This window comes from Nocardia spumae (genome assembly GCF_020733635.1).
GTDB classification, from domain to species: Bacteria; Actinomycetota; Actinomycetes; order Mycobacteriales; family Mycobacteriaceae; genus Nocardia; species Nocardia spumae.
Window position 1 is genome coordinate 2,839,545 of record NZ_JAJFZL010000001.1, and the last position, 18,483, is coordinate 2,858,027.

An 18,483-nucleotide genomic window follows, 5' to 3' on the forward strand; every position below is an offset into this window, starting at 1 on the left:
AGGAATCGGGGCGCAAAATTGGGCGCTGCGCCCAATTCGGAGCCTCCGCCGAGGTAGTGCCGCGGCTCAGTCGTTCGGGCGGCCGAGGAGTTCGAGCGCGGTCAGTGCGAGGGAAAGTTCCAGCTGGCGGCGCTGTCCCTCCAGTGGCCGGCCGAGAAGAGTGGCGGCGCGCTGGAGCCGGTTGATGACGGTGTTGCGGTGGCAATGCAGCAGCGGCGCGGCATGGGCGGCCGAACCGTTCTCGGCCAGCCAGACCGTCAGGGTGTGCAGCAACATATCTCGCTCTTTCGCCGGCAGCGCCAGAATCGGTCCCAGCAGCCGGCGCACCGACAGCTGCGCGAGGTCGGGCGAGCGCAGCAGCAGGGCTTCCGGATAGCGGTCGTCCAGCGAGATGAGAACGCCTTCGGCGGGCGGCGGCACGGTGTCGAGCGCGAGGGCGGCGAAGGTGTGCGCACTGTCGACCTCGGCCAGTCCGGAGACGGTGGGGGACAGACCGGCGCGGCCGCGCACGAGCGGTTCCAGCACCTGCGCGACCTGCTTCGAGGAGTGCTGCTCGAGAGCGACGATACCGACGGTGGAGTCACCGCGATCGTGCCAGACCGAGCGAATTCCCTTGGCCGCCAACGCGGTCTCGGTGCCCAGTCGCAGGGGGTGGGGATCACCGCGCCCGACGACGACGAGGTAGTCGCCACTCGGCGGGATGTGCAACTCCCGGGCGGCGTACACGGCGAATCTCGCGTCGTGGCCGCGACCGGACAGCAGATCCTCGATCAGGGCGTGGCGGCGGCGCTCGTCGCGGCGGACGCGGTCGAGTTCGGTTCCGCGATAGGAGGTGACCAGCGCCGAGGACATTCCGTCGATCACCGCCCACATCGCCGTGCCGGTTTCCCGGAAGTCGGCGGGGGAGATGGCGCCGGCGCGGTCGAGCAACGCTTCCCAGATGATGCGTCCGCCCAGGCGGAAGGTGCGCAGCATGGCCTCCAGCGGCACGCCTTGCTCGGCGCGCTGCTTACCGATCGCCGCGGCGACATCGTCGTGTTCGGCGCCGGCGCCTTTCGCGCCGAGCAGGTCCAGCACCCGGGTCAGAAAACGCCGGCATCCGTCCTGGAGGTCTGCCCTGGTCACCGCGGAGTAGTCGGTCCACTCCGGATTGTCGGTGAAGACCGCTGCCATCAGCCTCTCGGTCAACGCGGGAATGTCGCCGCGACAGGCCGCCGCGAGCTCGTTCGCGTTCGTCACGGGACCGGACCTCTTGGATACCGCCACGTCGGCCACAGTACGTCGTGGCCGCTCGGGTCCGGTTTCGTGATCGCCCACCGGGAACGCCGGGTGCTAGCCGGCCTTGTTGTAGGCCTCGACGATGTCCTTGTGGATGCGGCCGCGGCTGGAGACCTCGTAGCCGTTGTTTCGGGCCCATTCCCGGATGGCGGCGGTGTGCTCGCGGTCCGGTGCGGTCCGGGTTCCGCTGATCTTGCTGTTGCTCTTGCGGTTTCGGCCCACCTTGCGAGCGGGCTGGGTCCACTGTTCGAAGATCTCACGCAGCGCGGCCGCGTTCTTCGTCGACAGGTCGATCTCGTATTCGACGCCGTCGAGGCCGAAATGCACGGTCTCGTCGGCCTTGGACTTGCCGTCGTAGTCGTCCACCAGCTCGACGATGACCTTCTTGGCCATGAAGCACCCTCCGCTCAGCTCGTATGTGACGCGGCGGAATGCTAATCCGCCGGGCGGCGGGCAACAAATCCGGTCCCCCGACGGGAGTTTCAGGGCTTCCGTTGTTCCGTCGGGCTACGCCGCAGGATCAGGGTCGCCGCTGCGCACAGCAACGCCAAAGCCGCGAACACTATACTGACCAGTACGTTCCGCGTGGTGGACGCTCCGCTGACGGCCGGAGTGGTGATCGCCAGAATCACCGACCCCACGCCGCACAGTGCGAAACTGCCCGCGAACGCCTGCGACTTCCGAGTCTCGAGGGCGCGGGACAGAAACATCGCGGCGACGCTCAAGAACCAGATCGCCATACCGATGCGGAACAGAATGGCCATGGTGTCCCCTGTCTTTCCGGTGCCGCGGCCGTTGCGGAGATCGGTTGGCTCTACGGCACGTTCGTGTCCAGTCCGAGATTATGGCCGACCGTGCCACCGGGCTGTGCAACCGATCTCCATGGCCGCCGATCAGCGGCCGTCCTCGCCGCGCAGGTTGGCCACGGCCCGCGCGAGCACATCGCCGACCAGCCGGACTGCACGCTCGGGAACTCCGGCGAACATGTGATGGGCGGCCTCGGTGAACCGCGGCAGCAGATCGGGAGTCAGCGTCCGGCCCGCGTCGGTGAGCTCGACGACCACCGAGCGCCGGTCGGTGGTGCTGCGCCGGCGGGTCACCAGTTCCTTGGCCTCGAGTCGATCGAGCAATCTGGTCAATCCCGCGGTGTCGGTGCGCAACGCGGTCGCCAGCACGCGCGGCGCGGTCCGCCCGGCCGCGACGCTCACCAGCACGGCCGCCTGCTGCGCGGTGACACCGTAGGGCGCCAGGCGCTGATCCAGCAGGGTCGACAACTAGCTGTCCAGCAGTAATCGACTAGACAGCGAAACCGAACCAGAGGCAGGCGATCAGCAGGACGAGGGTGATCACGAGGACCGCGCGAGTCGTGTAGGTGTGGCGCATGTCCGATCGGCCTTTCAGACGAAGTCGAAGCGTTCGGTGTGGACACGGTCGGCCGGAACTCGCTCGGCGGCCAGCGCGTCCTCTACGGCGGTGACCATCGGAGCCGGCCCGCAGATGAAGTACTGCAGTCGTTCGTAGCGGCGGGGAAGATGACGCGACAGCACGGCCCGGTCGATGAACCCGCGCTCTCCGGACCAGTCCGGGCCGGGTCGCTCGAGGATGTGCACGATGGTCAGGTCGAGCCGTTGCGCCAGCGGCGGCAGTTCGTCGGCGAGTGTGGCATCGGCGAGGGAGCGGGTCGCATACAGCAGCAGCACGGGACGGCGGTCCTCGCGATCGGCCATGGTGCGCAGGATGCTGACCATCGGCGTGATCCCGACTCCGCCCGCGATGAGGACGAAACCGGGCCCCTCGTTGCGGTCGGGGCTGAAAACCCCGTGCGGGCCGTCGAGCCAGGCCCGGGTTCCCGGGCGGATATCGCCGACGGTGGCGGTGAAATCACCGAGCGCTTTGACGGTCACCTCGACCGAACCGACGCGTTCGGCACTGGAGGAGAACGAGAACGGGTGTGCGGTGACCGAGAACGGGGAGCGGTCGACGACCAGCCAGCCGAACTGTCCGGGCGCGAACCGGAATCCGCGGTGCCCGTCCGGTGCCACGGTCAGGGTGTGCGCGTTGCCGCGTTCGGCGGTGACCCGGGTGATGCGCCAGGGCCGGCGCAGCCGCAGCAGCGGCTGAACCACTCGCACCCACACCAGCAGGGTGACCAGTGCGACGGTCATCAGCGCCCACAGCCACTTCTTCCAGATCTGGTCGAGGTAGTAGCCGACGAGCAGCATATGGGCCAGTGCGAAGGCGACCACCAGCACCGACAGCAGCCCGTGCGCGATCTGCCAGATCTCGTAGCCGATCCGGAGCCTGCGACGCCACACCGAGGTCGCGACGACGATCACCAGCAGCACGGTGGAGGCGACCGCGAAACGGGCGCGCGGCGGGGCCTGGGTCAGGTCGAGCAGTCCGACGATATCGGTGCCCGCGAATTGCAACAGGATCGGATGGGCGAGCACGAAGGCCAGCGCGACAAAGGAAATCTGGCGGTGGAACTGCACGAGGGCGTCCTCGCCGAACGGTGCGGCGATCGCCCGGAATCGTGCGACCAATGCGAATTGCATACCCAGCATGGACATTCCGACGAATCCCAGCGCGACCGAGAACTCCGTCCAGAACCCCCGGCTCGGCGCGTTCACGCCGATCACGGCGAAGACCAGGGGAACCACGGCCACCGCCAGATACAACCCGAACCAGCCCAGTCCTCGGGCGACCAGAGACATCGCGACCTCCCGGGCAACTCGTCCACCGAACCGCGCAGTACACCAACCGACCGCCTGGTCGTGAGTCTAGGTCCCGGCGACCACCGGAACGAGACGACATGCCCGCAGCGGACCCGGTCCGGAATGACCGGGATGTCGATGGTGTTGCCCTCGGAATTCGAGCGCTGTTGTCGAACCGGAAGGAAATATGCCCCATGTCACACGAACCCCTCGCCGGGCCCGCCGTCCATCTCGACGAGTTGTTCTCCGAATTCCGCGCGGGGTCGCTGCGGCTGCGGAACAGATTCGCGATGGCGCCGATGACCAGGGTGCAATCACCGGACGGCATTCCGAACGCGGAGAACGTCGCCTACTACCGTGAACACGCCGCCGGCGGGGTGGGGCTGATCGTCACCGAGGGAACCTACGTCCGGGGCCCGGCGTCCGGTCCGTTCGCGGCGGTGCCGCGGTTCTACGGCGACGACAGCGCGGCCGGGTGGCGCGCGGTGGTCGAGGCGGTCCATGCCGAGGGCGCCGCGATCGTTCCGCAGTTGTGGCATACCGGTGTCGACCGGGGCGACGAACCCGCCTTCGAACCGGATCTGCGGACGGTGAGTCCGTCCGGCGTCGATCACACCGGTCGCACGGTGGGGCGGGCGTTGACGGTGGCCGATCTGGACACCCTGGTCGATTCGTACGTGGAGTCGGCGGTCCTGGCCCAGCGGCTGGGATTCGACGGCATCGAAATGCACGGTGCGCACGGGTATCTGCTCGACCAGTTCTTCTGGGCCGCGACCAATCGCCGCACCGATGAGTACGGAGGGACCCTGCGCCGTCGCGCCGCGTTCCCCGCGCGGGTGGTCGCCGCCGTCCGTGAGGCCGTGGGCCCGGACTTCCCGATCATCTACCGCTATTCGCAGTGGAAGGGCGTCGACTACAGCGCCCGGATCGCCGAGACGCCGGCGGAACTCGAGGAGTTACTGACACCGCTGGTCGAAGCCGGTGTCGATCTCTTCCACACCTCGCAGCGGCGGCATTGGCTGCCCGAGTTCACCGAGCAGGCGGACGATCTCAGCCTGGCCGGCTGGACCAAGAAGATCACCGGGCTGCCGGTCGTCACCGTCGGGTCGGTCGGAGTCGACAGCGTCTTTCGCGGCGATCGGATCGACGAGACGCAGGCGCAGCGCTTCCGCGTGCTGCGAGAGCAGTTCGAACGCGGCGAGTTCGATGTCGTCGCGGTGGGCCGGGCCCTGCTCGCCGATCCGGAATGGGTGAACAAGATACGCGATCGACGACTTTCGGAGATCACTCCCTTCCGCTGAGCGATGACCGATGGACGTCCTCGCGCAGGACACACCGAAACCCGAGGTGGCAGGTGGCGGTGTCCTCGGTCTGCGACTGGCGGGCCGCCGGGCGGTAACGCAAGCAGTAGCAGGCCGCGCACAAGTACGAGCCGCCCTTGACGACATGCCGTGCGAAGCGTTGCGCCGCTTCGGGTTCGACGCCGGGCGGCCGCGGCGCACAGCAGGCCGGTGCCGGGGTGTGGGAGAGGAAGGGATCGGCGGTCCACTCCCAGACGTTGCCGGTCATATCGAACAGTCCGTAGCCGTTGGGGGAGTAGGTGCCGACCACGGTCGTGCCCGGTGTCGCCCGTTGTCCCCGACCCGGATGGAACTGCCAGGGGAAGGCGCCGACCCAGACGTTGGCCATGCGCCGCCCGGTGGGCTCGAACTCGTCGCCCCACGCGAAGGTGGCCGAGTCGAGCCCGCCGCGGGCCGCGTACTCCCATTCGGCCTCTGTCGGGAGCTGTTTGCCGGCCCAGGCCGCGAACGCCGCCGCATCCCGGTAACAGACCTGGGTGACCGGGTGGCGGTCGAGTCCGTCGAGGGTGCTGCCGGGTCCGAGCGGATGACGCCAGCTCGCGCCGGGCACATACCGCCACCACCGCCGCCAGTCGTCCAACGGCACCGGCCCCCGGGTGGGGTGGAACACCAGCCCTCCGGGGGTCAGCCGCGCCGGATCCGCGTCCGGGTAGTCCTCGGTCGTGGGCGTGCGCTCGGCGACGGTGACGTAGCCGGTCTGCTTGACGAATCGCCGGAAGGCGGCGTTGGTCACCGGGTGCGCGTCGATCAGGAACGAGCCGACGTGCACCCGGTGTACCGGACGCTCCTCGGGAAAGAAGTCGTCGCAGCCCATCGCGAAGTCGCCACCGGTGATCGGAACCATGCCGCGACGCACGTCGGCGCCGCTCAGGGTGGCCACCGGGGGTGCCTCAATCGCGTGAAAATGCCGCGGCGGCGGCCATTTCCAGATCTACGTACGGTTTGCCGCTCACATCCTCGATGACCTGACGCATGCTGCCCCCGGTGAACGGGAACGGCGACCGGTAGCGGGCGGACACGGACTGACCGATGTCGCGTCCGACCCGGACGCCTTCTCCGACGCCGGAGAAGACGGTGGGCTGAGTGCGCATATCGGCGAATGATCCCACCGGATCGGCGTCGATGTAGAGGACGGCCTCACCGGTGGGCGTGAAATTGTCGGACCGGGTGCCGCGGCGTTCGTAACGCATACCGAGGATGTGATCGCCGACCGGCACCGGGTGGTCGGAGACGATCACCTGCTCCTCTTCACCGAGAAAGTTGTAGACGTAGTACAGGCGACCGTCCTGCAGGAACAGCGTGTGCCCGCCGAGCCGCCCGCCGTGGGCGAACAGTACCCCCTGCGCGTCCGGGCTGGTGATGGTCGTTTCCGCGAGCAGCGCGAACGATCGGCCCCGGATCTCGATCGCGGCGCCGGGTCCCACTTCGGCGATATCCGGATAGTAGACAGCGGAATCGCGGGTTTGGGCGTAGGTCGGGCGGTCGCGCAGCATCACCGAGACGATATCGAGGTCGTAGAGCGGTAATCCGCCGTATTTCTCGGCTTCGGAGAACCACAGCGCCTTCATCTCCTCGAGCCGGTCGGGGTGAACCTCGGCCAGATCGTTGGTCTGGCTGCGGTCGTGTTCGAGGTGGAACAGTTCCCACCGGTCGGCCTCGAAATGTCCCCAGCCGGACGGACATGCCGCGTGCACGGCGTCGGCGAACCACCCGCGATGCCAGATGGCGCGGGTGCCCAGCATCGAATAGAACTGGGTGTGCTTGCCGACATCGGCGTTCGCGTCGTCGAACAGTGCTCGGAAGCTGACCCCTTCCAACGGCCGTTGCGCGACGTTCTTCACCGTGTCCGGAGGTGTGATACCGAGTAGCTCGTACACCGTGGGGGTGATATCGCAGACGTTGAGGTATTGGTGACGCAATTCGCCCCGGGCCGCGATCCCGGCCGGCCACGACATGAGACACGCGTCGGCTATGCCGCCCTCGTGCGAGGCGTAGCGCTTGTAGAGCTTGTACGGAGTATTGAACGCCATCGCCCAGCCGATGCTGTAGTGGTTGTAGGTGGTCGGCGAACCCAATTCGTCGATTTTGGCCAGGCTGTCCTCGATGGTGTCGATATAGCCGTTGAAGAACTTCATCTCGTTGGCGGATCCGTTGGGCCCGCCCTCACCGCTGGCGCCGTTGTCGGAGAAGGCGACGATGATCGTGTTGTCCAGTTGGCCGCTGTCCTCGAGATAGTCGAGCAGCCGGCCGATCTGCGCGTCGGTGTAGGACAGGAATCCGGCGAACACCTCGGCCTGGCGGCAGAAGAGCCGCTTCTCGTCATCGGTCAGCGACTCCCATTCCCGCACGGTGTCCTGCATCGGCCAGGGTTTGCCGTCGGTACTGGTGGCGTCCGAATAGGGATTCATGGGCGACAATTCGGTATTGCCCGGTATCAAGCCCAATCGCTTCTGGTTCGCGAGCGCGATCTCGCGATACTTCTCGTAGCCCATATCGAATCGGCCGCGGTATTTGTCGGCCCATTCCCGGGGCACGTGGTGCGGTGCGTGGCCGCATCCCGGGCACAGGTACAGGAACCAGGGCTTGTCGGGCGCGATGACCTTCGTGTCGCGAATGAACTCGATCGACCTGTCGGCCAGATCCTTCGACAGGTGGTATCCGTCCTCCGGTGCGTACGGCTGGGTGATCGGGTGGTTGTCGTAGACCAGATTCGGATACCACTGATCGGCTTCACCGCCCAGGAAGCCGTAGAACCGCTCGAAGCCGCGCCCCAGTGGCCAATGTCGCTTGGACGCGGCCAGATTCGCCTCCTCCAACGGCGTCATATGCCATTTGCCGACGGCGTAGGTATTCCACCCGCGCTCGCTCAGGACCTCCGAGCACAATGCGGTGTCCTCGGGTATGCGGCCACACAGACTCGGGAATCCGTCGGTGAACTCCTCGATGGTCGCCATACCGACCGAGGTCGGATTCCGGCCGGTCAGCAGCGAGGCGCGGGTGGGCGAACACAGTGCGGTCGTGTGGAATTGGGTGAACTGGACGCCACGCTCGGCGATACGCCGCATATTCGGCATATCGACCAGACCGCCGTAACAGTCCCAGGTGGCGATTCCGATGTCGTCCCACACCAGATAGAGAACATTGGGTGCCTCCCGCGGCGCGGTCGGCTCTGCGAAAGGCTGCCAGTCGGCCACCGAATCCCGGATATCGAGCGCGATATGTCCTTCGAACTTCTTGCCCATCGTCCACCTCCGAAACGGAGAGCTGGTTGGTGGCCGTGATCCAGGACGACCCTGGACCCGCCAGGTGCGATGGTTGATTATCCTCCGGGAATCGATATTCGGATAGCGGCCGACGACCGCCGGATCGAGATCCTCGGCAGGCGGCCCGGCCGTGGTCGCCGATCGAACCCGCTCAGAAGGTGAACTGGTCTCCGTAGGCCGTGGTCTGGACCAAACCGCTCGCGGTCGAAACCGAGGCGGAGACGAAAGGCACGGCGGATACCGGGGACGCGCACTGGGAGACGTTGAGCGCGGCGTTGTTGAAGGCGAGGTGGAACGGGAAGGTGGTGTTGCCGTCCAGCGTCGCGGTCGCGGTCGTCGCCGTGGTGACCTCGCCGGGGCCCAGATTTCCTTCCAGCGCTTCGCCGAGTCCCAGAGCGCCGCCGATACTGGGTCCGAGGCTGAAATCGGGCGGAGTCACGCTGCCGCTCGGCGGCGCTGTGGTGGTGGTCGTCGTGGTCGTGGTGGAACGACTCCGCCCGCCCGGGAAGGCGCCGACGCCCGGTGGGGCGACATCGGCACTGGGCGGAGTGAAGGTCGGGGAGATGCTGAGATCGAGTTCCTGGTTGGGTTCGATGCCGACACTGACTCCGCCGGCCACACTGATGCCGCAGCCCAGGATGAAGCCCGCGACGGCCTGGCCGGAGGACACCGCGCCTCCGTCCACAGTGACAGAGTAATTTCCCGACACCTGCGTCGCGTGCGAGAACGTCATGAGGTAATTCGGTGTGCGGTCGCCGGGCGGGGTGACTCCGATATTGTCGACCGACGCCGTCAGATGAAGACCCGAGCCGGAAACGTCCCCGCCGGGCGGTTGTGCCCGGCCCAATCCGGTATTACCGGCCCATACGGCCGATCCGGCCAAAGCCGCTACGGCTGCACCTGTCACGGCGACGATAAGTGGACGTCGCATAGCTCGATCCTGTCTCGAAGCGGACGTGCTGGACTCGATAACGCGAAAGCGGATCCAGATAGCTGACGAACGGCAAGCATAACGGTGATATCGCGGCGGGCAGCGTCGCTGCGATGCGTGTGTCGACCAGGGATTCGAATTCGAATCCCTGGTCGACACAAATCCGACTTATCCGGCGAGCGTGCGTTCCGGCCGCTGTGAATAGGTGTGCGCGGAGATCTCGCCCGCGGGGATCACGATGCGCCAGCTCGGTTGTTTCGGGGCCGGGAACGGCGGCGGTTCGGGCGCGGGCTCGTGCAGTTCCGGTGCGGGGACGGGCACGACGGGGATCGGCGGGATCACCGGCGCGGGTGCGGGCATCTGCGCCGGCGCGGCGGGCATCGGTTGTGGTGCGGCGGCGGACATCGGTTGTGGTGCGGCGGCGGGCATCGGCGGCGGTGCCGTCTCGACGAGTTGCGCGACCGGCGGCGGGGGAGTCTGCGCGACGGGGCGGGCCGCCGCGGCGGTGGGCAGATGGTGCGCCAGGGCACTCACCGCCGCGCCGAAAGCGGTGATGCCGGCGAGGAGGGCCGCGATATCGAGATGCGCGCCGGCCAGTTGATGGGCGCTGTGCGCGCCACCGAACAGGTTGCGGAAGAGGCCGGACAGACCGCTGTCGTAGTCGACCGCGGCACGCAGGTCGGCCTCCTTGTCGTTGAGGTACAGCACATTCGCGAGGACGAAGATCGCGACCGCGGCTCCCGCGACGGCGGTGGCGTGCGCGAAGACGGCGGCGCGGGTCCGCAGATACGCGCCCGCCGCGAAGATCGCCGCCAGCACGGCGACACAGGTCAGCACCGCCCAGGTGCCGCTGATATCGACACTGCGCACGCCGGAACCGTCCCAGCTCTCCTGCGTTCCGGTGACGCCGTCCACCCTGCCGAAGGCGTCGGAGCGGATCGTCCCGGCGCGTCCCGACGCCGACAACCACGGCTGGAACAACAGGATGAGAGTGGCGGCGCTCAGCGCGGCGCAGGTCAGGTACCCCCATAGTGGGCGGCGGTCACCCGGTGGCGCCGGTAGCGCGCCGCGTGGCGGCTCGGTGCCTTCGGTGCGTGGGTGAACATCGGTCCAAGGGGTTCGGGTAGCCATTACTCCGGGTCTGTCTGTTACCGCGATGCCGAAACCGTTGCGGCCGGCACGGTGTGATGAGTCGAGTACGTCGGCGACTGCGCTGTGCGTCGACGAAAAATCACGGTAGAACCGCTCTGCGCGCAGGGCCACCAGACCTCCCACGCATGGATGGGGCTCAGGTCACAACGCGATTCTCCCGGCCGCGTGACGCCGTCGGCGGCCGCGCGAAAAGTATTGTCCTGGAACGGAGTTGGATGGACCCGGCGGGATCCGGTGGGAACGCGAGGCCGGTCGGCGGCGGCGGGAATCGTGACCGGGCCAACACCGCGCACGGGCTCCGATGTCGCGGCCGCGCATGGTGGCGGGCGCGTCACGGGCGTCGTGGCCCCCCGGATTCGGGATTCAGTGCGCGTGATCCTTGACGTAACGGTAGAACTCGCGCATCTGGGGGCCGATCTCCGCGATCTCGATATAGGGAACTCCCGCGGCGGCGCCGTCGATGTAGGCGTAGCGCATCGTGTCACCGACGGCTCCGTTCTGGATCACCGGCAGACCACCGGCGGCGGCCTCCGATATCGCGGCATCGAAATCCGATGGTTCGAAACACACGTGGTGCAGGCCGGGGCCGCTGCGGTCGAGGAACTCGGTGTAGATGCTCGTGCCCCGCACGGGCTGGATGAGTTCCAGTTGCATATCCGCCAGATACGACAGCGAGATGTGGGCGGTGAAATCCGCGGGTTCACCGCGATATCGGCACGAGTGCGGGCCGAAGTGGGTGTCGGGCAGGCGTGTCCAGCTGCCGGCGCCGAACTGGGCGCTCAGCAATCGCTCGGTGGCCTCGATATCGGCACCGACCCAAGCGATCTGGGTGATCGGCCCGTAGTCGACGGCCATCAGCCGGCGGTCTTGCCGTTGTCGGCCGTGTAGACGGCGCCGTGGACCGCGGTGGCATCGTCGCCGGCGAGAAATGCGACCACCTTCGCCACATCGGCCGGATCGCTGATGCCACGGGGTGAGGCCGTGCGCATGACGAGGTTGACGTCGGCGCCCTCGGGCAGGGTGAAATCGGTGATCTGCGGGGTCAGCATGCCGCCCGGGCAGACGGCGTTGACACGCAGCCGATCGGCGGTGAATTCGACCGCCAGTGCGCGGGTCAGGCCGACGAGGCCGTGTTTGGCCGCGCAGTAGCCCGCCGAGTACGCCTGACCCTCGAGTCCGGCGATGGATGCCACGTTCACGATGTTGCCGCCGACCTCGAGCAGCCGTGGAAGCGCGGCGCGGCAGAGGTGGAACGGGCCGTGCAGATTCACCGCGAGGTCGTGCTCCCAGTCCGCATCGGTCATCTCGCGGGTGTGGCGCATCCGGTGGAAGCCCGCGACGTTGATCAGGGCGTCGAGCCGGCCGAAGGTCTCGACGCATTGGGCGACCACCGACCGGCAGGCGTCGGCGGTGGAGATGTCGGCGACGGTGAACCGGCCGCCGGGGGTCGCGGCGAAGGTCGCGGCCAGTCGCCGCTCGTCGCGCGCGACACCGAACACCGAGGCGCCGCGCTGGGCCAGCAGTTTCGCCACCTCGGCGCCGAGTCCGGACGATGCCCCCGTCACCAACGCCACTTTTCCCGACATATTGCTCATTGCGACTCCTGTCCGGCGACACCTTCGGCGTTCGGGGAACGCGCGGTCGTCCGGTCACGTTAAGCGAACTGATTTAACCGATCAAGGTAGTCGACTGGTTTCGGCAGTCGTCGTGTTTCAATGGTTTCGTGAGCGACCATGTCCGCCCGCACGATTCACGTGAACGGCTGCTGCTCGCCGCCGAGCAGTTGTACGCCGAACGCGGTCCCGGCGTCTCCCTGCGCGATATCGCGGTGGCGGCGGGCCAGCGCAACAACTCGGCGGTCAACTACTACTTCGGATCTCGCGACGGTCTGGTGGAATTCGTGGTCGATCGGCGCACCACCGCCATGGAGGACAAGCGCACGCTACTGCTGGCCGCCGCCACCGGAACCGACCCCGATCTGCCCGCACTCGTGCGCATCCTGGTCGAGCCGATGTTGACCGTCCCCTACGAGCAGGGCTCGACCCACTACGCCCGGTTTCTGGAACAGGTCCGGGCTCATCCGGTGATCGTCGATTGGCTGCGTGGTGATCGGCAGTGGTCGGCGACCAAGAAGGTCACCGATCTCATCGCTCGCCACCTCGACCATCTGCCGGCGCGGGCGCGGGGCCGGCGCATCGCGGCCACCAGCACGGTGCTGTTCGCCCTCGCGGCCGATCGTGAGCGTGCCGTGGCCGCCGGCCGGTCGGCCCTGAGCGCCGACGAGATCGTCGCGATTCTCATCGGCGCGCTACGAGCCGATGTCGCGACGGTGCGGCCGAGCCGGGGCTGAGCGGCTCACCGCGTGGTGATCCCGAACCGGGACAACAGCGCGGGGATCTTGGAGGCGGCCATCAGGGTGCGGAACTGCCAGCTGTCGTCGCGGGGCAGAATGCCGCCGCGCTGGGTCGCGTCGAGGAAATCGTAGAGAGTTTCGCCCTCCTCCATCAGCCCGTCGGCGTTGAAGTGGTAGCGGTCCACGGCGGGGCATTGGATGAAGCGGCCGTTGCCGTGGATCACCGGCGCGGATTCGTCGTACGGGTACAGCCGCAGCGGACCGGTCCAGTGCCCGCTGCCGATGTACCGAATGACGGTGCGCACGTTGCCTTCCGGCGTCACATCCAGATACACCTGATTCGGCAGCGGGTCGTAGCGCCAGTCGGGGATCGCGTCGAAGAACGCGAAGTTGTATTTCACGAATTCGTCGATGCCGACGATGGTGCGGCCGAAGGTCGTCACATCGGTGTAGCGCACGTCCTGGGCGTACAGCTCGTCGTTGACGCTCATATCCCGTACCAGGAAGCTCCACCAGTACTTCTTGGCCCACTGCATCACCCAGCTCAGATCGACGCCGAGCTTGCCGTAGGCCTCCAGCTTGCGTTCGAACTCCCCGAACCACTGCAGGGTGCCGGCCTGCAGCTCCGCCTCCGGGATCGCGCGGATCGGCACGGAGCGATTGGAGTTCAGTAACTCCGGCGCCGGTTTCGACAGCCGCGGCTGCCGCAGAGCCTGCTGAAACTGTTCCTCATCGAACATGGAAGACCCTTTCACCGCGACGAAAGCGCGACCGGCACGGTCGCGCGAGTTCGAAGGTGAATCATATGATTCATGTAGAATCACATGATGTCAATATCTGGATGGAGTGGGGTGCGAGGATGACACCGTGACCGCCGCATCCAAACTCTGGCGGGGCCAGACGCTGCAGGATCGATCCGAGGAACGCCGGGAGCAACTGCTCGACTGCGCGTTCGATCTGCTGGGCACCGCTGGTGCCGGCGCGGTCACCATGCGCGCGGTGGTGCGCCGGGCCAATCTGAGCCCGCGCTACTTCTACGAGAGTTTCGACAACCGCGAGGTTTTGATCATCGCGGTATACGACCGCGTCGAGGCCGGCCTGCGTGATCGGCTCGCGGCCATCGCGCCGGGCTGCGATCCGCACGCCGCCATCCGGGCCGCGCTGGAAACCTGCGCCGATTTCTTCGACGAGGACCCTCGCCGGGCGCGAGTGCTGCTGCGGGAATCGCTGGCCGACGACGATCTGCGCCGCCACATCACCCAGCGCGCCCCCGCTGTGATCCGCGCGCTGGCGCCGCTGCTCGGTGCGGGGGCCGACCGTCTGTTCGCCAGCAGCGACGCGACCCTGGCCACGATCGGCACCGCGCTGGCCGGGGCGCTCACCTCGGTCTATCTGGAATGGACGGACGGGCACCTGGTGATCGAACGCGACCGGCTGGTGGATACCGCGGTGGGGATCGTGGTCGCGCTGCTCGGCCTCGCTCGGTGAACTTTCCCTGAAGAACCCCGTTCACCACTTGTCAGCAAATATGCGGCAACTATGGTGGAAGGTGGATAGAGTGTGGACCTTCGCCAGTTCCGGTGTGTCGAGTGGTTCGCGGCGCCGGGAGGTGATGGCTTGACGGCAATTCACGAATTGTTGCTCCCCAGGTCGGGGTTGCGTCTGCAGTGGCGTGCGGATACCGGATATCTGCGGGTGGAGGTGCCCGCGGGAACACGTCCGATCACCGGTGAGGGGGCGCGCTGGCAGCCCTGTGTGGAGCCGGACACCATTTTCGCGGTGGCGGGGACATCGGCGGACACCGCGGAACGGTGGTGGGTGGTGTGGGGGATGTGCTCGGATTCCGACGTCGACGTGGTCCTTCCGGACGGATCCCGGCCCCGGGTCGTGCATCTGGGGCGGGTGTGGGCGGCGGAGTGGACCGGGCCACCGCGGTCGGCGCGGGTCCGCATCGGCGGGCACGAGGCCGGCGTCCCGTTCGAGATGCCGTCGTTCATGACCCCGAGCGGTCCCGAACCCCGGACCGGGCGCATCTCGGAGGGGTGGGCGCGCTTCGCGCGGTGACCGGTCCGCGCCGCTTATCGGTGGGGTGTTTCCGCGGCCTTGCGCAGGTCGGAGATCCACGCTTCGAGTCCCGCGCCCAGAAACCGGGTGGAGGTCGCGACATCGGCCTCGACCTGGGCGCCGTTCCAGTTCTCCTCGGTGCGTACGAGCGTGCCGCCCGGGACGGGGGTGAAGGTCCAGACGTGGGTTCCGCCGTCGATGCTCATGCCGTCGCCGACGGCCGGTCCGGTCCAGCGGAGGCACCGATTCGGCTCGAGTTGCCGGACGGTGGAGGTGATGGTGAGGGTGGTCGCCGGTGTGGTGGCGGTCGCCGGGGCGGGTGTGGTCCATCGGAACCGTGAGTTCGGTTGGAGGGGGCCGTCGTCCAGGCGTCGCATGCTGGTGACCGGGGCCTGCCAGGACGGCCAGCGGGCCACGTCGGTCTGCAGATTCCAGACGGTGTCGACCGGTGCGGCGATGACGCCTTCGGTGCGGTAGTGGATCGGCGCCGCGCGATCGATGGTCTGTCCGCCGCAGGTGAGTGGCGTCGGGTCCGGCGCGGGAGCGTCGGCCAGGGCGGGCGCCCCGGTCGCGCCGATGATCGTGGCCGCGGCCGCCGCGGCCAGTGCGGCCCTGCCACGCGATCCGGACCTGCGCTGCGAGCGATTCGAGGGGTGGCTGCTGGACATGAGCGCTCTCCTGTTTGCTATTTGGTCTTGCGTTAGTTAGAGGCTATAACGTCTCGGTGTGAGAGGCAAGCGCGAAAGTGATAGTCTCTAACTAGACAGATCAGGAGGGTTCATGACCGAACCGCTGGCACGGAAACCGCGGGAGCGCTACCGGGAACAGGTGCGCGCGGAGATCAAGCAGTGCGCGTGGGAACAGATCGCGACGGCGGGTGCCTCCGCACTGTCGCTCAACGCGATCGCGAAGCGGATGGGTATGAGCGGCCCCGCGCTGTACCGGTACTTCACCGGTCGGGACGAACTGATCACCGAACTGGTCCGCGACGCCTACCGAAGCCTCGCCGATGCGCTGCGCACGGCGCGGGAACGGGGTGCGGACCTGACGGGATTGGCTGTCGCGCTGCGCGATTGGGCTCTGGCCGATCCGCAGCGGTACTTCCTGATCTACGGCACCCCGGTGCCCGGGTATCGCGCCCCGGGCGACACCGTCGAGATCTCCGATCGGATCATGTCCGTCCTGGTCGAAGCCTGTGCCGAGCTGCCGCGTGAGGGACCGGTGACAGCATTCGACACCCACCTCGACGACCATCGTCGCTGGGCGGGTGACCGTCCGGAAGCCGCGGCGGTGTTACATCGGGCGATATCGGTGTGGACCCGGCTGCACGGTGTGCTGTCGCTCGAGCTGGCGGGGCACTTCGCCGGTATGCGGTTCGACCCCGCGCTGCTGTACGACGCGGAGCTGAATTCCGTTGTAAAGCAGTAGATCTGTGGCCGAGTGCGGGCCTACCGGATGCGCCCCGGTCGCGGTTGTGCCGCGACGCCCGCTTCGTCGGGCAGAGCTCGATCGTGGAGTCGGCGCAAGGTGCGCATCAGGATGCGCGACACCTGCATCTGGGAGATGTTCAGTGCTCGCGCGATCTGGGCCTGGGTGCGAGATTCGAAGAACCGCATGATCAGGATTCGGCGTTCCCGCGTGGGCAGCTCGGCGATCAGCGGCCGGACCGCCATCGCATCCTCGGTGAGTTCGTAGCAGTGTTCCTCGGCGCCGAGGCCGGCCGGGACAGGGTAGGTCTCGTTCTCGTCGGCGGCGATCATCTCGTCCAGGGAGTCCGACCGGTAGGCGTTTCCGGCGACCATGGCCTGGGTGACATCGACGATGTCGGTGTCGAGTTCGGTGGACAGCTCCCGTGCGGTGGGCATGCGGCCGAGCCGCTGAGCGAGCCGGTCGGTGGCGGGGCCCAGCAGTGTGCGCAACTCCTTGAGGCGGCGCGGGACTCGGGTGGCCCAGGTGCCGTCGCGGAAGTAGCGGCGCACCTCACCCATCATGGTGGGGATCGCGAACGACAGGAACGAGCTACCGCGGCTGACGTCGTAGCGATCGACGGCGAGTACGAGGCCGAGTGAGGCGACCTGATGGAGGTCGTCGTAGTTCTCGCCACGGCCGGTGAAGCGGCGGGCGATGTGGTCGGCCAGTGGCAAGCAGAGGCGGACGATTTCGCCACGAGTCGCTTCGCGATGGGGGTCATCGGGGTCGAATCCGGCCAATTTGTCGAACCAGGGCTCGATGTTGTCGTAGCTGTCGGGGCCGTGCCGGGCCCGGGGCGGAGTATCGGGCATCGCTTGCGGTGTCATTCGACATCCTCTCGTTGTCACGTGAGGCCGGTGGAAATCGGGTACCCACCCGCACCGCCGTCAAAAGAACCCACGCCGATTCGTTCCGTGCTGTTTCGGCGTGCGGGGCGCGGGTAGCACGACATCGTCATCCGAATCAGCGACCGGGAGGTGAATGTCTTGTCCGAACACGAAAAGGGCGGTGCCCGTGAGGGTTTGGAAGGCGTCGTCGAGGGCGTGAAGGGTAAGGCCAAAGAGGTCGCCGGCGCCGTCGTGGGGGACGATTCCAAGCAGCGCGAGGGCCGGGCCCAGCAGGATCGGGCCGATTCCCAGCGTGAGGCCGCCAAGAAGGAAGCCGAAGCGGAGAAGGAACGGGCCAAAGCCGCCGCCGACGAGGAGCGTCAGCGCGCGCACCAGCGTGACGACGGCTGAGTTCCGCCGTGCGTCATGACGCACGACACTCCGCCGCATGAGGGACGAAGCGACCGCCCGGCAATGCCGGGCGGTCGCTTCGCGCAGCTCATGGCCCTGTCCGAGGCTCACGTGGCTATGGTCGGCCATAGCGACAGCGCCGTCGGCGTGACATACTGGCTGCAGGTTGAGACAACAGCCCGCCCCGGCCCGCCAACCGTCGGAGACGTTTCCTTCAGGCGCTTGTGTGCGAGCCCCGGATGTTCGGAAGGTTGTCATGACCGCCATCGCCGTCGTGCCGCACACCACCGAGTTCCCCGCCACACCGGACACACCTCACCGCGGCCTCGCCCGCGACACCGTCGGCCCCTTCCGGATCGTGGTGCATGTGGAGGGTGAGGCTGATGTGTCAGTGATCGGCGATCTGCGTCATGCGCTGGAATACGCCGCGAAACGCGCCCGCCACGCCGTTGTCGTGGATCTGCGCAACACATCGTTTCTGGGCATCAGGGCGGCGGCCGTACTCGCCGCCACCGAGGACACCTGCCGTGCCGCCGGTATCGAACTGCACATGGTGGCCGGATCGCGTCCCGTCGAGCGGGTGCTGGAGGTGGTCGGGGTGGGCACACGATCGCGTGTGCACTCGAGCATGTACGCCGCGCTGCGGGCGTGAATTCCAC

The 18,483-nt window shown here is 67.4% G+C and carries 21 protein-coding genes; 7 read left to right on the forward strand and 14 right to left on the reverse strand.

All coding sequences use genetic code 11. The features are described 5' to 3' along the window. Nucleotides 1–66: 66 nt before the first annotated feature. From LKD76_RS12490 to LKD76_RS12510, 5 genes are all read right to left on the reverse strand, one after another. On the reverse strand, nt 67–1,239 hold the full coding sequence (locus LKD76_RS12490) for a PucR family transcriptional regulator (protein WP_227981282.1): 1,173 nt from the start codon (nt 1,237–1,239) through the stop codon (nt 67–69). Nucleotides 1,240–1,332: 93 nt separating this feature from the next. Then, nucleotides 1,333–1,671 carry a histone-like nucleoid-structuring protein Lsr2 gene (locus LKD76_RS12495; protein ID WP_227981283.1) on the reverse strand — a complete coding sequence of 113 codons (339 nt, stop codon included), beginning with the start codon at nt 1,669–1,671 and terminating at the stop codon, nt 1,333–1,335. 89 nt (nt 1,672–1,760) lie between these two features. Then, nucleotides 1,761–2,042 carry a DUF4149 domain-containing protein gene (locus tag LKD76_RS12500; RefSeq protein WP_227981284.1) on the reverse strand — a complete coding sequence of 94 codons (282 nt, stop codon included), beginning with the start codon at nt 2,040–2,042 and terminating at the stop codon, nt 1,761–1,763. Between the two features lie 129 nt (nt 2,043–2,171). Continuing rightward, on the reverse strand, nt 2,172–2,552 hold the full coding sequence (locus LKD76_RS12505; protein ID WP_227981285.1) for a MarR family winged helix-turn-helix transcriptional regulator: 381 nt from the start codon (nt 2,550–2,552) through the stop codon (nt 2,172–2,174). Nucleotides 2,553–2,675: 123 nt separating this feature from the next. Further along, nucleotides 2,676–3,992 carry a ferredoxin reductase family protein gene (locus LKD76_RS12510; protein WP_227981287.1) on the reverse strand — a complete coding sequence of 439 codons (1,317 nt, stop codon included), beginning with the start codon at nt 3,990–3,992 and terminating at the stop codon, nt 2,676–2,678. 194 nt (nt 3,993–4,186) lie between these two features. Here LKD76_RS12510 and LKD76_RS12515 point away from each other — a divergent pair, with 194 nt between their 5' ends. After that, the gene (locus LKD76_RS12515; RefSeq protein ID WP_227981289.1) at nt 4,187–5,293 is read left to right on the forward strand and encodes an NADH:flavin oxidoreductase; all 1,107 of its coding nucleotides are present in this window, start codon (nt 4,187–4,189) and stop codon (nt 5,291–5,293) included. Here the strand turns inward: LKD76_RS12515 and LKD76_RS12520 are convergent. The 6 genes from LKD76_RS12520 to LKD76_RS12545 form a co-directional block, all read right to left on the reverse strand. Next, nucleotides 5,277–6,197: a formylglycine-generating enzyme family protein gene (locus tag LKD76_RS12520; RefSeq protein ID WP_227985227.1), complete on the reverse strand. Its 921-nt coding sequence runs from the start codon at nt 6,195–6,197 to the stop codon at nt 5,277–5,279. The genes LKD76_RS12515 and LKD76_RS12520 overlap by 17 nt on opposite strands. A 46-nt stretch (nt 6,198–6,243) precedes the next feature. Further along, entirely contained in the window at nt 6,244–8,595 is a 2,352-nt protein-coding gene (locus tag LKD76_RS12525; RefSeq protein WP_227981290.1) for an arylsulfatase, read from the reverse strand. Nucleotides 8,596–8,767: 172 nt separating this feature from the next. Next, complete coding sequence (locus LKD76_RS12530) at nt 8,768–9,547, reverse strand: MspA family porin (protein ID WP_227981292.1); 780 nt, start codon at nt 9,545–9,547, stop codon at nt 8,768–8,770. 168 nt (nt 9,548–9,715) lie between these two features. After that, a complete protein-coding gene (locus LKD76_RS12535) occupies nt 9,716–10,678 on the reverse strand; it encodes a hypothetical protein (RefSeq protein WP_227981294.1) in 963 nt (320 codons plus the stop codon). A 384-nt stretch (nt 10,679–11,062) separates the two neighbouring features. Beyond that, nucleotides 11,063–11,554: a VOC family protein gene (locus LKD76_RS12540; RefSeq protein ID WP_227981296.1), complete on the reverse strand. Its 492-nt coding sequence runs from the start codon at nt 11,552–11,554 to the stop codon at nt 11,063–11,065. Further along, nucleotides 11,554–12,294 carry an SDR family NAD(P)-dependent oxidoreductase gene (locus tag LKD76_RS12545; RefSeq protein ID WP_227981298.1) on the reverse strand — a complete coding sequence of 247 codons (741 nt, stop codon included), beginning with the start codon at nt 12,292–12,294 and terminating at the stop codon, nt 11,554–11,556. Before LKD76_RS12545 ends, LKD76_RS12540 begins: the two co-directional genes overlap by 1 nt. 128 nt (nt 12,295–12,422) lie before the next feature. On the opposite strand from LKD76_RS12545, the gene LKD76_RS12550 reads away from it, so the two are divergent. Further along, nucleotides 12,423–13,049: a TetR/AcrR family transcriptional regulator gene (locus LKD76_RS12550; protein WP_227981302.1), complete on the forward strand. Its 627-nt coding sequence runs from the start codon at nt 12,423–12,425 to the stop codon at nt 13,047–13,049. Nucleotides 13,050–13,054: 5 nt separating this feature from the next. Here the strand turns inward: LKD76_RS12550 and LKD76_RS12555 are convergent, their stop codons facing one another. Then, a complete protein-coding gene (locus tag LKD76_RS12555; protein WP_227981303.1) occupies nt 13,055–13,792 on the reverse strand; it encodes a nuclear transport factor 2 family protein in 738 nt (245 codons plus the stop codon). 127 nt (nt 13,793–13,919) lie between these two features. Between LKD76_RS12555 and LKD76_RS12560 the strand changes: the two genes are divergently transcribed. Beyond that, nucleotides 13,920–14,540, forward strand: coding sequence for a TetR/AcrR family transcriptional regulator (locus tag LKD76_RS12560; protein WP_227981304.1), 621 nt, complete (start codon nt 13,920–13,922; stop codon nt 14,538–14,540). 129 nt (nt 14,541–14,669) lie between these two features. Then, complete coding sequence (locus tag LKD76_RS12565; RefSeq protein WP_227981306.1) at nt 14,670–15,116, forward strand: hypothetical protein; 447 nt, start codon at nt 14,670–14,672, stop codon at nt 15,114–15,116. 14 nt (nt 15,117–15,130) lie between these two features. Here LKD76_RS12565 and LKD76_RS12570 read toward each other — a convergent pair whose 3' ends face one another. After that, entirely contained in the window at nt 15,131–15,784 is a 654-nt protein-coding gene (locus tag LKD76_RS12570; RefSeq protein WP_227981307.1) for an SRPBCC family protein, read from the reverse strand. A gap of 112 nt (nt 15,785–15,896) precedes the next feature. On the opposite strand from LKD76_RS12570, the gene LKD76_RS12575 reads away from it, so the two are divergent. Further along, a complete protein-coding gene (locus tag LKD76_RS12575) occupies nt 15,897–16,544 on the forward strand; it encodes a TetR/AcrR family transcriptional regulator (RefSeq protein WP_227981309.1) in 648 nt (215 codons plus the stop codon). 20 nt (nt 16,545–16,564) lie between these two features. On the opposite strand, the gene LKD76_RS12580 is transcribed toward LKD76_RS12575, so the two are convergent. Next, entirely contained in the window at nt 16,565–17,413 is an 849-nt protein-coding gene (locus LKD76_RS12580) for a SigB/SigF/SigG family RNA polymerase sigma factor (protein ID WP_227981311.1), read from the reverse strand. A 159-nt stretch (nt 17,414–17,572) separates the two neighbouring features. On the opposite strand from LKD76_RS12580, the gene mbp1 reads away from it, so the two are divergent. Beyond that, nucleotides 17,573–17,824, forward strand: a complete 252-nt coding sequence (gene mbp1 / locus LKD76_RS12585) for a microaggregate-binding protein 1 (RefSeq protein ID WP_227981312.1) — start codon at nt 17,573–17,575, stop codon at nt 17,822–17,824. A 256-nt stretch (nt 17,825–18,080) separates the two neighbouring features. Further along, nucleotides 18,081–18,476 carry an STAS domain-containing protein gene (locus LKD76_RS12590; RefSeq protein ID WP_227981314.1) on the forward strand — a complete coding sequence of 132 codons (396 nt, stop codon included), beginning with the start codon at nt 18,081–18,083 and terminating at the stop codon, nt 18,474–18,476. The last annotated feature ends 7 nt before the right edge of the window (nt 18,477–18,483 follow it).

Bases quoted from the DNA above. Each gene is read 5' to 3' on its own strand.
- LKD76_RS12525 (WP_227981290.1), bottom strand. From the start codon at position 8,595: ATGGGCAAGAAGTTCGAAGGACATATCGCGCTCGATATCCGGGATTCG.
- LKD76_RS12515 (WP_227981289.1), top strand. From the start codon at position 4,187: ATGTCACACGAACCCCTCGCCGGGCCCGCCGTCCATCTCGACGAGTTG.
- LKD76_RS12570 (WP_227981307.1), bottom strand. From the start codon at position 15,784: ATGTCCAGCAGCCACCCCTCGAATCGCTCGCAGCGCAGGTCCGGATCG.
- LKD76_RS12540 (WP_227981296.1), bottom strand. From the start codon at position 11,554: ATGGCCGTCGACTACGGGCCGATCACCCAGATCGCTTGGGTCGGTGCC.
- LKD76_RS12510 (WP_227981287.1), bottom strand. From the start codon at position 3,992: ATGTCTCTGGTCGCCCGAGGACTGGGCTGGTTCGGGTTGTATCTGGCG.
- LKD76_RS12520 (WP_227985227.1), bottom strand. From the start codon at position 6,197: ATGGTTCCGATCACCGGTGGCGACTTCGCGATGGGCTGCGACGACTTC.
- LKD76_RS12530 (WP_227981292.1), bottom strand. From the start codon at position 9,547: ATGCGACGTCCACTTATCGTCGCCGTGACAGGTGCAGCCGTAGCGGCT.
- LKD76_RS12500 (WP_227981284.1), bottom strand. From the start codon at position 2,042: ATGGCCATTCTGTTCCGCATCGGTATGGCGATCTGGTTCTTGAGCGTC.
- LKD76_RS12590 (WP_227981314.1), top strand. From the start codon at position 18,081: ATGACCGCCATCGCCGTCGTGCCGCACACCACCGAGTTCCCCGCCACA.
- LKD76_RS12580 (WP_227981311.1), bottom strand. From the start codon at position 17,413: ATGACACCGCAAGCGATGCCCGATACTCCGCCCCGGGCCCGGCACGGC.
- LKD76_RS12555 (WP_227981303.1), bottom strand. From the start codon at position 13,792: ATGTTCGATGAGGAACAGTTTCAGCAGGCTCTGCGGCAGCCGCGGCTG.
- LKD76_RS12545 (WP_227981298.1), bottom strand. From the start codon at position 12,294: ATGAGCAATATGTCGGGAAAAGTGGCGTTGGTGACGGGGGCATCGTCC.
- LKD76_RS12575 (WP_227981309.1), top strand. From the start codon at position 15,897: ATGACCGAACCGCTGGCACGGAAACCGCGGGAGCGCTACCGGGAACAG.
- LKD76_RS12535 (WP_227981294.1), bottom strand. From the start codon at position 10,678: ATGGCTACCCGAACCCCTTGGACCGATGTTCACCCACGCACCGAAGGC.
- LKD76_RS12495 (WP_227981283.1), bottom strand. From the start codon at position 1,671: ATGGCCAAGAAGGTCATCGTCGAGCTGGTGGACGACTACGACGGCAAG.